This window comes from Streptomyces sp. BR123 (assembly GCF_013401435.1).
GTDB lineage: Bacteria > Actinomycetota > Actinomycetes > Streptomycetales > Streptomycetaceae > Streptomyces.
In genome coordinates this window covers 1-11,828 of the sequence record NZ_JACBGN010000226.1, presented here as the reverse complement: position 1 = coordinate 11,828, position 11,828 = coordinate 1, and the positions used below count along the sequence as shown (strand labels likewise).

The window sequence follows — 11,828 nt, the reverse complement described above, 5'->3', positions numbered from 1 at the left end:
CACCCCCTACGAGCGGCTCCTGCCCGCCCCGGCCTCCGCACGCGCCGAGGGCCCCGGCTACCCCGTCGGGGCGGCCACGGTCATCCGGACCGGACCGGCCGCCGGGGCGGAGGTACGCCGGGTCGCCGAACTCCTCGCCGGGCAACTGCGGGGCACGTCCGGGCTTCCGCTGCCCGTGGACCACGGCCGGGCCGGCGACGGGATCCGGCTGCGGATCGACGCCCGGGCCGGGGGGCTCGGAGAGGAGGGCTACCGGCTGGACTCCGGCCCGCGCGGGGTCACCCTGACCGCCCGCACCCCGGCCGGCCTGTTCCACGCCGGGCAGACCCTGCGCCAGCTGCTTCCCGTGTCCGGCCCGGGCACCGTCCCGGGCGGCCGGATCACCGACGCGCCCCGCTTCGCGTACCGGGGGGCGATGCTGGACATCGCCCGCCACTTCTTCACGGTCGACCAGGCCAAGCGGTACGTCGACCAGCTCGCCCAGTACAAGGTCAACACCCTCCACCTGCACCTGACCGACGACCAGGGCTGGCGCATCGCGATCGACTCCTGGCCCCGTCTCGCCGAGTACGGGGGCGGCACCGAGGTCGGCGGCGGCCCCGGCGGCCACTGGACGAAGGACCGGTACCGGGACCTCGTGGCCTACGCGGCCGAGCGGTACGTGGACGTGGTCCCCGAGATCGACATGCCGGGCCACGTCAACGCCGCCCTCGCCTCCTACCCGGAGCTGAACTGCGACGGCAAGGCGCCCGAGCGCTACACCGGCACCAAGGTCGGCTTCAGCTCGCTGTGCGTCGGCAAGGAGCGGACGTACGAGTTCGTCGACGACGTGCTCGGGGAGCTGGCCGCCCTGACCCCCGGCCGCTACCTGCACATCGGCGGCGACGAGGCCCACTCCACCCCGGCGGCCGACTACGCGGCGTTCATGGACCGCGCGCAGGCCGTCGTGGCCCGCCACGGCAAGACGGTGGTGGCCTGGCACCAGCTGGCCTCGGCCCGGCCGGCCCCCGGCGCGGTCCTGCAGTACTGGGGCCACGACCGGACGGCGGCGGCGGAGAAGGCGGCGGTGGCCGCAGCGGCGAAGGCCGGCCACCCGCTGGTCCTGTCGCCTGCGGACCGGCTGTACCTGGACATGAAGTACGACACGGCGACGAAGCAGGGCCTGGCCTGGGCCGGCTACGTCCCGGTGCGCCGCTCCTACGAATGGGACCCGGGGTCTTACCTGCCCGACGTCCCGGAAACGGCCGTCCTCGGCGTGGAGGCGCCGCTGTGGACGGAGACCATCGCGACCCGGGCCGACCTGGAGTTCATGGCCTTCCCGCGGGTGCTGAGCCTGGCGGAGCTGGGCTGGAGCCCGGCAGCGCGCGACTGGGGCGCGTACAGCGGGCGCCTCGCCGCCCACGCGGCCCGCCTGGACGCGCAGGGCATCGCCTTCCACCGCGCCCCGGACGTGCCCTGGGAGGAGTGAGCGGAGAGGGAGGACAGGAGAGGAGGGAAGGGCGCGACGGGGTTCTTGAGGTTGCCGATCAGCTGGAGGGCGGCCGACGGGTCGGCGAGGTCGACCATCTGCTTGTTGTTGCGCAGCTGGAGCCGGTTGAGGCAGGACAGCTGGAATTCCTCCGCGAACAGGTCGTACCGCTCGAACCGCTCCGCGAGCTGGGGCATCGAGTCCTGGTAGGCGTGGGCGCAGTCCGCGACCGCCTGCCAGAACACGTCCTCCTCGCAGACGCCCTCCGTGGCGAGGATGGGGCCCAGGAAGCGGAAGAAGCAGTCGAACACGTCCGTGAAGACGGACAGCAGCTTCATGTCCTCCGGGATGTCCGCCCGGATCCGCTCCACCGCCGGCGGCAGGACCGCGTCCGGGTCCATGACCACGATCTCCTCGGCGATGTCCTTGAAGATCGCCCGCTTCACCACGCCGTTCTCGATGACGAGGATGGTGTTCTCGCCGTGCGGCATGTACGCCAGGTCGTACTGGTAGAAGCAGTGCAGCAGCGGGACCAGGTAGGCCCGCAGGTAGTGGCGCAGCCACTCTTGCGGCGTCAGGCCCGACTCGGCGATCAGGGCGCCGACGAAGGACCGGCCCTCGGAGTCCACGTGGAGCAGCGAGGCCATGGTCGCCAGGCGCTCGCCCTCCTGCAGGGAGGCGACGGGGGACTCGCGCCACAGCGCGGCCAGCATCTTGCGGTACGGCGAGTAGCGGTCCGTGGCGCGCTCGTACTGGCGGTGGTGGTAGCCGATCGCCGCCCGCTCGCGGATGATCGAGAAGTCCACCGACCGCAGCACCTCGTCGCCCTCGATCAGGCGGTGCAGCCAGTCGTTGATCGCCGGCGTGGCCTCCATGTAGGCCGCGGACAGGCCGCGCATGAAGCCCATGTTGAGGACCGAGATCGCCGTCTTGACGTAGTGCTTCTCGGGAGCGCTGGTGTTGAAGAAGGTGCGGATGGACTGCTGCGCCAGGTAGCTGTCCGTGCCCTCGCCCAGCAGCACCAGGCGGCGGCCCGCGATCTCCGCGGCGAAGGTCACCGTGATCTTGTTCCACCACTGCCAGGGGTGGATGGGCAGCAGGTGGTAGTCCGCCAGGTCCAGGCCCCGGTCGGCCATCCGTTCCGCGAAGACCGCGAGGGTCTCCTCCCCCAGCTCGGCCCGCATGAAGGAGTCGTGCTCCAGGCCGGCGCCCGCCGTGAAGGTGGAGACGTCCTTGCGGGCCGCCACCCACACCAGGTGGACGGGGCTCGCCGTCTCCGGGGCGTACGCGCGGTACTCGTGGACGCCGAAGCCGAGGCGGCCGTTGTTGGCCACGAAACAGGGGTGGCCCTCGGTCATGCCCGTCTCGATGTCCTGGAACGAGGACTTCGCCAGGACGGCGGCCGACACCTGCGGCTTGGTGTACTTGAAGCCCGAGCCGGCCAGCGTGGAGGAGATCTCCTCCAGGTAGACCGGCAGGACCTCGGCGCTCAGTCCCAGCGCCTCGCGCATCTCGATGTGGAAGTCGAGGGCGTCCAGCGGGAGCTCGGTGCCGTCCTGGAGGCGGGTGACCGAGGACTCGTCCACGGCCCAGTGGTCGAGCTCGTGGCGGGTGGCCGTGAAGCGGTACTCCACGGTGCCGTCGTCGCTGAGGACCGCGTACGACCCGTCGCCGAGCGGCTTCGGGGTGAGCAGGCGCTCGTGGGAGAACTCGGCCAGGGCCTTGCGGACCAGGGCGCGGTTCGCCCGTTCCCACAGCTCGGGGGAGAGGTGGGAGATCGCTTCGGAGAGGCTCATACCGTCGCTCCCGTCAGGCCGGTGGCCGTCTCGAACTGCTCGCGGGTGCAGAAGCTCAGCAGGGCTTCCTTCTCCGGCTTCTGCACCGGGCCCTCGGGGACGAAGCCGACGGCCGCGTTCAGTGCGTGCACGGCCGTGTTGTTCACGTCCGGCTCGACCACGACGCGGCGGGTCCGCGGGTCGGCGAACAGGGCCGCCATCACGGTGGTGATCACGGCGCGGGTGAAGCCGTGCAGGGGGGTGTCGCTGGGCGCGACGAGGAAGTGCATGCCGACGTCGCCGGGCAGGGCGTCGTACAGGCCGACCAGTTCCAGCTCGCTCGGGTCGTAGCGCTCCATCAGGAAGGCCGGGCGGCCCTCGTGGAGGCCGATGTACGCGTCGTGGTGCTCGGCGGCGGCGATCTTCATGTACTCGCGCTCGACGTCCGGCAGCGAGGCGTCCTGCATCATCCAGAACGCCGCCTTGGGGTGGGTCACCCAGCCGTGGAGCAGCTCCGCGTCGGAGAACGGGTCCAGGGGGCGGATGGCGAAGGTGCCGAGGGCGGCGTCGGTGCGGGAGTACAGGGGCTCGGTGGTGCTCATATGTGCGTGCCTTCCGGGGCCGCGAACTGCTGGAACGCGATGGACTTCTCGACCTTGTAGTACTCGCGGCCCAGCATCTCCTTGACGAGGTAGGCGTTGCGGTACGCGGCCATGCCCAGGTCGGGCGAGGTGATGGAGTGGTTGTGGACGGCGCCGTTCTGCAGGTAGACCTCGCGGCCGGTCACGTCGATGCTGTAGTTGCGGGCCGCGTCGGGGCGGCCGTGGCCGTCGAAGTTGAGGCGGTCGTGGACCGGCGCGAGGAACTCCGGCAGCCCGAACGTGTAGCCCGTCGCGAGGATCAGGCCCTCGGTGTCGAGGCAGAAGTCCCGCTCCTGCTCCTCCTGGCGCAGGCCCAGGGTGTACGTGCCGGTGGCGGTGTCGTACGCCGCCGAGTTCAGCGAGGTGTTGGTCAGCAGGGTGGTGGGCACCGGGCCCGGCATGCCGACCTTCTTCTGGTAGAGCAGGTCGAAGATGTCGTTGATGAGCGCGCCGTCGATGCCCTTGAAGAGGCCCTTCTGCTCCTTCTCCAGGCGGTAGCGGGTCTCCTCCGGGAGGGCGTGGAAGTAGTCCACGTACTCCGGGGAGGTCATCTCCAGCGTCAGCTTGGTGTACTCCAGCGGGAAGAACCGCGGGGAGCGGGTGACCCAGTTGAGCCGGTAGCCGTGGACGTCGATCTCGGACAGCAGGTCGTAGTAGATCTCCGCGGCGCTCTGGCCCGAGCCCACCAGCGTGATGGACTTCTTCTTCTGCAGCTCCGCCTTGTTCTGCATGTAGACGGAGTTGTGGATGAAGTCGCCGGCGAGCTGCCCGCAGGCGGCCGGGACGTACGGCGTGGTGCCGGTGCCCACGACGAGGCGGCGGGTCAGGTGGGTCTCGCCGCGGTCGGTGGTGACCGCGTACAGGCCGGCCTGCTCGTCGTACGTGACCTCGGTGACGGAGGTGGAGTACTGCACGTTGTCGAGCCGGTCGGCGGCCCAGCGGCAGTACTCGTTGTACTCGGTCCGCAGCGGGTAGAAGTTCTCCCGGATGTAGAAGGAGTACAGCCGGTCCTGGTCCTTCAAGTAGTTCAGGAAGGAGAAGGGCGAGGTGGGGTCGGCCAGGGTGACCAGGTCCGACATGAACGGCGTCTGCAGGTGCGCGCCGTCCAGGAACATCCCCGCGTGCCACTCGAAGTGCGGCTTCGTCTCGATGAAGAGGCCGTCGAGCTCGTCGATCGGCGCTGTCAGGCAGGCGAGACCCAGGTTGAAGGGACCGAGGCCGACACCGATGAAATCGAAGGGCCGGCGGGGGGAGCGGGGCTCACGAGACGACTGCAAGGGATTCTCCCAGGTACTGCTCGGCGTGGGACGCGAGGAGGTCGAGCACGGCCTCGATGTCGGCCGTGGTGGTCTGCGGGTTGAGGAGGGTGAACTTCAGGTACTGCTTGCCGTCGACCTTGGTGCCGGCGACGACGGCCTCACCGGAGGCGAACAGGGCTTTGCGGGCGTGCAGGTTGGCCTCGTCGACGAGGTCGGAGCGCACCTCGCCCTCGGGGACGTAGCGGAAGACCAGGGTGGAGATCTGCGGGCGGACGACGACCTCGTAGCGGGAGTCGGCGTCGATGATGTCCCAGCCGGCGGCGGCCAGGTCGATGACCTCGTCGAAGAGCTGCCCGATGCCGGCGGCGCCCATGGTGCGCAGGGTCATCCAGAGCTTGAGCGCGTCGAAGCGGCGGGTGGTCTGGATGGACTTGTCGACCTGGTTCGGGATCCGCTCCTCGGCCATGCGGCGCGGGTTGAGGTAGTCCGCGTGGTAGGTGGCGTGCTTGAGGGTGTCGCGGTCGCGGACCAGCATCGCGCTGGAGCTGACGGGCTGGAAGAAGGACTTGTGGTAGTCGACCGTGACCGAGTCGGCGTGCTCGATGCCGTCGAGGAGGTGCCGGCGCGTGGGGGAGACCAGCAGTCCGCAGCCGTAGGCGGCGTCCACGTGCATCCACGCGGAGTGCTCGGCGGTCAGGCGGGCGATCTCGGGGAGCGGGTCGATGGACCCGAAGTCGGTGGTGCCGGCGGTGGCGACGACGGCCATCGGGTGCAGGCCCTCGCGGACGCATTCCTCCAGCTCCAGGGCGAGGACGGAGGTGTCCATGCGGCGGTTGCGGTCGACCGGGACGGCGATGACGGCCTCGTAGCCGAGTCCGAGCATGGCGGCCGACTTCTTGACGCTGAAGTGGCTGGCCTCGGAGGTGAAGATGCGCAGCCGGGGCAGCACCTCGGATTTGGCCAGGGCCCGCCCGCTGCCCTGCATGACCTTTCGGCAGGCCTCGTCGCGCGCGAGGAGCAGCGCGTGGAAGTTGGACTGGCTGCCGCCGGAGGTGAAGATGCCGTCCGCGGCCGGGCCGAGGCCGATGCGGCCGGCGGTCCAGTCGATGAGGCGGCGCTCGATGAGGGTGCCGCCGATGGACTGGTCCCACGTGTCCAGGGAGGAGTTGACGGCCGAGAGGATCGCCTCGCCGAGGACGGCGGGGATGACGACCGGGCAGTTGAGGTGGCCCAGGTAGCGCGGGTGGTGGAAGTACACCGCGTCCCGCAGGTAGACCTCCTCCAGCTCGTCGAGGACGGCGGCCGGGTCCTCCAGCGGCCGGTCCAGGTCGATCCCGTCGATGACCGGGGCGAGTTCGTCGACCGATATCCCGGTGTGGGGACCCTGGACGGTCGCGAGTTTGGCCGCGACGCGCTCGACGCCCTCGGTGACGGAGCGGCGGTAGTGCTCCGAGGTCGTCTCGTTCAGGAGATGCGAGCGCATCAACTTTCCTCCGGGCAGGGGGGGAAGGGTGGGGAAGATGATGTTTAGGTTAGCCTAACCTAAGTTGCAAGCCAAATGGAGGCGGGCCCTGGCCGAAAAGCCAGGGCCCGCCGAAGGGCGGCCGCGGGTGTCCGCAGGACGCCCGCGAAGGCGCCTGCGGCCGCCGGATGTTCGCTACAGCGCGGCGCCGGCGTCCTCGCTGGGCGCCTGGCCCGCGTACGCCTCGGCCAGGAGCTCCTCCTCGCTCGCGCCCAGGCGCCAGTAGCCGGTGAAACGCACCGCGCGCCGGTCGATGGAACGTTCCTGCACCAGGTGGCGGCGCACGGCGCGGATCGTGCCCGCCTCACCCGCCAGCCAGGCGTACGGGGCCTCGGAGGCGGGCAGTCCGGCCGCGCGCACCGTGTCCACGACGCGCGCGGTGCGGCCCGGGCCGGCCTCCCGCACGATCCAGGTGATGTCCGTGCCGACCGGGGCGGCGAGGTCGAGCCGGTCGTCGGCATGCGGGACCTCGAAGAAGGCGGTGACCCGGATGCCGGTGTCGAGCCCCTCCAGGATGGCGGCGGCCGCGGGCAGCGCGGTCTCGTCCGCGTACATCACCAGCATGTCGGTGCCGGCGGGCGGCTGGAAGCGCACGGACTTGTTCTCCGCGACGGCCGGCCCGATCGCCAGGATCCGGCGGCCGGTCACCGCCCGCCCGGCCCAGGAGGAGGCCGGGGAGGAGTCACCGTGCAGCACGAAGTCGATGTCGACCTCGACCGCACCGCCGTCCGCCGTGCGCTGCTCGCGCACGGTGTAGGAGCGCATCACCGGGCGCTCTTCGTCCGGCATCCCGCGCCAGCCCGCGAACCAGGTGTCCTCGTCCGTGGACGGGAGTTCGGTGTGCTCCCGGTGGGCGGGCGGCAGGAACAGCGACAGGCTCTGGTCCCGGCCGCCCGAGCGGAAGCCCGCGAGGGACTCGCCGCCGAAGGTGACCCGCAGGAACGAGTGGCCGAGGCGGCGGGTGCGGAGCACTTCCATCGTGAAGAAGCGGAAGTGGGCCGCGGCCTCGGTGGCCGCAGCCTCGGCGCTCTCGGGCGCGGTGGCGGTCATGCGGAGTCCCCCTGGGAAGTCGGGTGGGCGCCGGGCCCGGGGCGGTTGCCGCGGGCCCGGCGCCGGTGGCCGCTCGTGCAGTCGGAGCGGTGGTGCCGTCAGGCCGGTGGTCAGCTGACCTTCTTGGCGCCCTGGATGGCCTTGGCCAGGTCCTCCAGGACCTTGGTGCACTTCTCGTAGGAGTAGATCGGCTCGGTCACGCGCGGGGCGACCTGGCCGGCCTTGACGGCGGGCAGCTCGGTCCAGGTCGGCTTGGCCTTCAGGTCCTCCGGCTGCGCGGTGCCGGTGCGGTTGTCGAGCAGGACCAGATCGGCCTTGTACTTGCCGGCGTTCTCCCAGCTGAGGCTCTCGAAGAAGCCGCCCTGGTCGAGCTTGTCCTGCTCCGGGACGACGAACTCGACGCCCAGGGTCTCGAAGTACTTCAGGTCGGCCGAGGTCTTCGGGGTGGAGACGTAGAACAGGTCGGCGGTGCCGGAGCCGACGAGCACCTTGATGCCCGGGTTGGCCTTGGTGGCCTCGCGGACCTTGTTGGCAGCGGCCTCGAAGGCGGCCTTGGCGTCGGTGGTCTTCTTGGTGTTCAGGTCGGCGCCGAGGGCCTTGGCCAGGTCGGCCGTGCGCTGCAGGGCCTTGTCCATGGACGCGTCCCCGCCCACGCCGACCGCGGCGGCCGGGGCCAGCTTCAGGATCTTGTCCTTGGAGGCCTCGGGGACATACCAGTACGTGCCGTCCCAGGTGTTGGTGACCAGCAGCTCGGGCTGGAGGGAGGCGTACTTCTCGACGTTGAACTCGTCGTAGACGTTGCCGAGGATCTCCACCTTGGAGATGTCCATCGAACCGGCCGTCACGTCCGGCTTGCCGTCGGCGGTCTTGGTCGGGCCGAACACGCCCTTGACCTGGACGCCGTAGTCGTAGAGCGCGGCGGCGGTGCCGGTGTAGGCCACGACGTTCTTCGGCTGCGCCTTCAGGCTGACGTCCTTGCCGAGGTCGTCCTTGAAGGTCCAGGCGCCCGAGGCCGCGGCACCCTTGTCCTTGTCGCCCTCGCTCTTCGCCGAGCCGGAGCCGCCGCACGCGGTCAGCGCCGCGACGAGGCCGAGAGCACCGCCCGCGGCGATGAGACCGCGTCGGGTGAAGGGGGAGGTACGGGACTTGGGCATTTTGGTGTCCGCTTTCAGTACGTGCCGGGGCGACCACGGGGCCGTTCGCTGGGAAGGTTAGCCTAACCTTGGCTGAAAACGGTAAGGGGGCCCTAAGTATTTTCAGGGCCCCCTTGTGCTATGTCCGGGTTCAGGACGAGAAGCCCAGCTCTCGGGCGATGAGCATGCGCTGCACCTCACTCGTGCCCTCGCCGATCTCCAGGATCTTCGAGTCGCGCCACATCCGGGCCACCGGATACTCGTTCATGAACCCGTAGCCGCCGTGGATCTGCGTGGCCTCACGCGCGTTGTCGACCGCGACCGTCGAGGAGTACAGCTTCGCGATCGCCGCCTCCTTCTTGAACGGTTCGCCCGCCACGAGGCGGGAGGCCGCGTCGCGCCATCCGATTCGAGCCATGTGCGCGCGCATCTCCATGTCCGCCAGCTTGAACTGGACGGCCTGGTTGTCGCCGATGGCCCGGCCGAAGGCGTGGCGCTCCTTCGCGTACTTGACCGACTCGTCCACGCAGCCCTGCGCCAGGCCCGTGGCCAGCGCCGCGATCGCGATCCGGCCCTCGTCGAGGATCCGCAGGAACTGGGCGTACCCGCGGCCCTCCTGGCCCACCAGGTTCGCCAGCGGGACGCGGACGTCGTCGAAGGACAGCTCCCGGGTGTCGGAGGCGTTCCAGCCCACCTTCGAGTACGGGGCCGCCACCGTGAAGCCCGGGGTCCCGGACGGCACGATGATGGAGGAGATCTCCGGGCGGCCGTCCGCCTTGCGGCCCGTCACCGCGGTGACGGTGACCAGGCCGGTGATGTCCGTACCGGAGTTGGTGATGAAGCACTTCGAGCCGTTGACGACCCACTCGTCGCCGTCGCGGACGGCGGTGGTGCGGGTGCCGCCGGCGTCGCTGCCCGCGCCCGGCTCGGTCAGGCCGAAGGCGCCGAGCATCTCGCCCGAGCACAGCTTCGGCAGCCACTGCTGCTTCTGCTCCTCCGTACCGAACAGGTAGAGCGGCATGGCGCCCAGGGAGACGCCCGCCTCCAGGGTGATGGCCACCGAGGAGTCGACACGGGCCAGCTCCTCCAGGGCGATGCCGAGGGCGAGGTAGTCACCGCCCATGCCGCCGTACTCCTCGGGGAAGGGCAGCCCGAACAGGCCCATGGCGCCCATCTCGCGGACGATCTCGTAGGGGAACTCGTGCCGCTCGTAGAAGTCGCCGATCTTGGGCGCGACGACGTCGTGCGCGAACGCCTCCACGGTGCGGCGGAGTTCCTCGTGCTCGGGGGAGAGCCGGTGGTCGAGGGACATGTCTCGTTACTCCTTGGGGGAGAGGGCGCGGACGGTTCTGGAGGGGCTCGGACGCCCCAGCTGTTCGGCCATCCACACGCTCGTCGCGGTGAGGGCGGCCAGGTCGACCCCGGTCTCGATGCCGAGGCCGTCGAGCATCCACACCAGGTCCTCGGTGGCGAGGTTCCCGGTGGCGCTCTTCGCGTACGGGCAGCCGCCGAGGCCGCCCGCGGAGGCGTCGACCGTGGTCACGCCGTGCTGGAGCGCGGCGAGGGTGTTGGAGAGCGCCTGGCCGTAGGTGTCGTGGAAGTGCACGCCGATCCGGTCGGTCGGCACGCCCTCCTCGTTGAGCTCGGACAGGAGCGCCTGCACGTGCCCGGGAGTGGCGACGCCGATGGTGTCGCCGAGGCTCAGCTCGTCGCAGCCGAGGTCGAGCAGGGCCTTGGCGACGCGGACCACCTGGTGGACCGGGACCGCGCCCTCCCAGGGGTCGCCGAAGCACATGGACAGGTAGCCCCGGACATGCGCCTTGCCCTGCTTGGCCCGGGCCACGACGGGCTCGAACATGGCCAGGGACCCGTCGATCGTCCGGTTGAGGTTGCGGGAGGCGAAGGTCTCGGTCGCCGAGCCGAAGACGGCGATCCGGTCCGCGCCGAGGGCCAGCGCCCGGTCGAGGCCGCGCTCGTTCGGCACCAGCACCGGCAGGTGCACCCCGGCCCGGGCGAGGTCGTCGAGCTGGGGGAAAAGCTCCTCGGCATCGGCCAGTTGGGGCACCCACTCGGGGTGGACGAAGCTGGTGGCCTCGACCGTGGTCAGCCCGGCGGCGGCCAGGCGGCGGATGAACTCGGCCTTGACCGCGGTCGGCACGGCCGACTTCTCGTTCTGCAGCCCGTCGCGGGCGCCGACCTCGTGGATCCGCACCCGCGCCGGCAGACCGGCGGCGGGGACGGTCATGGGCAGTCCGTTCATGCGCCCTCCTCCTCAGCTTCGGGGGTGACCACGGCCAGGACCTGGTCCATGGCGACGGTGGTGCCCGGGGAGACGTCCAGCTCGGTGACGGTGCCGGCGTGCGGGGCGGAGATGACGTGCTCCATCTTCATCGCCTCGACGACCAGCAGGCTCTGACCGGCGGCGACCCGCTCGCCGACCGCCACCTTGACGACGGTGACGGTGCCCGGCATCGGCGCCGCGAGGGTGTCGGCCCCAGCGTGGCCGCGGCCGCCGAGGGCTGCCGCCACCGGGTCGTGGTCCTGGAGGTGCCAGCTGTCGCCGTCCCGGCCCAGCCAGGTCCCCTCCGGGGAGGAGGCGTGGCTGAAGGTGTGCGTGACGCCGTCGAGTTCGATGGTGAGGTGGTCGGCGGTGCGGCTGACGATCCGGCCCGCGGCCGGCCCGCCGGTGCCCTGCCCCGGACCCCGCGCCTCGATCGCCGGCGGGGCTTGCTGCGGGGCTTGCTGCGGCTGGTCCCCGCCGTCGAGTGCGAACTCCACCACCTCGCCTCGACGGCGGGTACGGATGATGACGGGCTCCTGGCCCGGGAGGCGGAAGTGGCGCACCGTCCAGGCCGGGGTTCCGCCCATGCGCCAGCCGTCGCCCGCCGAGAACGGATCGGCCCATTCCGGCCCCGCCGGGCCGTTCGCTCCGGCCCCGCCGGGGTTCGAGGCGGTTCGGGGAGGGGCGGGGTGGAGGGCG

Annotated in this window: 9 protein-coding genes and 1 pseudogene; 1 reads left to right on the top strand and 9 read right to left on the bottom strand. The window is 70.9% G+C overall.

Going from position 1 to position 11,828, the window contains the following annotated elements:
• Window positions 1–1,468, top strand: a 1,468-nt coding sequence (locus HYE82_RS27210; protein WP_179176809.1) for a beta-N-acetylhexosaminidase, incomplete at its 5' end; no start/stop codon positions are given.
• A gap of 26 nt (window positions 1,469–1,494) precedes the next feature.
• Here the strand turns inward: HYE82_RS27210 and HYE82_RS27205 are convergent.
• From HYE82_RS27205 to HYE82_RS27165, 9 genes and pseudogenes are all read right to left on the bottom strand, one after another.
• Window positions 1,495–3,264, bottom strand: a pseudogene (locus HYE82_RS27205) (IucA/IucC family siderophore biosynthesis protein); the annotation flags it as partial.
• On the bottom strand, window positions 3,261–3,845 hold the full coding sequence (locus HYE82_RS27200) for a GNAT family N-acetyltransferase (RefSeq protein WP_179176808.1): 585 nt from the start codon (window positions 3,843–3,845) through the stop codon (window positions 3,261–3,263). The gene HYE82_RS27200 and the pseudogene HYE82_RS27205, both read right to left, overlap by 4 nt.
• A complete protein-coding gene (locus HYE82_RS27195; protein ID WP_179176807.1) occupies window positions 3,842–5,161 on the bottom strand; it encodes a lysine N(6)-hydroxylase/L-ornithine N(5)-oxygenase family protein in 1,320 nt (439 codons plus the stop codon). The genes HYE82_RS27200 and HYE82_RS27195 overlap by 4 nt, the downstream gene beginning before the upstream one ends.
• Entirely contained in the window at window positions 5,145–6,626 is a 1,482-nt protein-coding gene (locus HYE82_RS27190; RefSeq protein ID WP_179176806.1) for an aspartate aminotransferase family protein, read from the bottom strand. The genes HYE82_RS27195 and HYE82_RS27190 overlap by 17 nt, the downstream gene beginning before the upstream one ends.
• A 174-nt stretch (window positions 6,627–6,800) precedes the next feature.
• Window positions 6,801–7,715 carry a siderophore-interacting protein gene (locus tag HYE82_RS27185; RefSeq protein ID WP_179176805.1) on the bottom strand — a complete coding sequence of 305 codons (915 nt, stop codon included), beginning with the start codon at window positions 7,713–7,715 and terminating at the stop codon, window positions 6,801–6,803.
• A gap of 110 nt (window positions 7,716–7,825) precedes the next feature.
• The gene (locus tag HYE82_RS27180) at window positions 7,826–8,869 is read right to left on the bottom strand and encodes an ABC transporter substrate-binding protein (protein ID WP_179176804.1); all 1,044 of its coding nucleotides are present in this window, start codon (window positions 8,867–8,869) and stop codon (window positions 7,826–7,828) included.
• A 130-nt stretch (window positions 8,870–8,999) separates the two neighbouring features.
• Window positions 9,000–10,160 carry an acyl-CoA dehydrogenase family protein gene (locus HYE82_RS27175; protein ID WP_179176803.1) on the bottom strand — a complete coding sequence of 387 codons (1,161 nt, stop codon included), beginning with the start codon at window positions 10,158–10,160 and terminating at the stop codon, window positions 9,000–9,002.
• 6 nt (window positions 10,161–10,166) lie between these two features.
• Entirely contained in the window at window positions 10,167–11,108 is a 942-nt protein-coding gene (locus HYE82_RS27170; protein WP_179176802.1) for a hydroxymethylglutaryl-CoA lyase, read from the bottom strand.
• The coding region (locus tag HYE82_RS27165; protein ID WP_179176801.1) for an acetyl-CoA carboxylase biotin carboxyl carrier protein subunit at window positions 11,105–11,828 on the bottom strand (724 nt) is incomplete at its 5' end. The genes HYE82_RS27170 and HYE82_RS27165, both read right to left, overlap by 4 nt.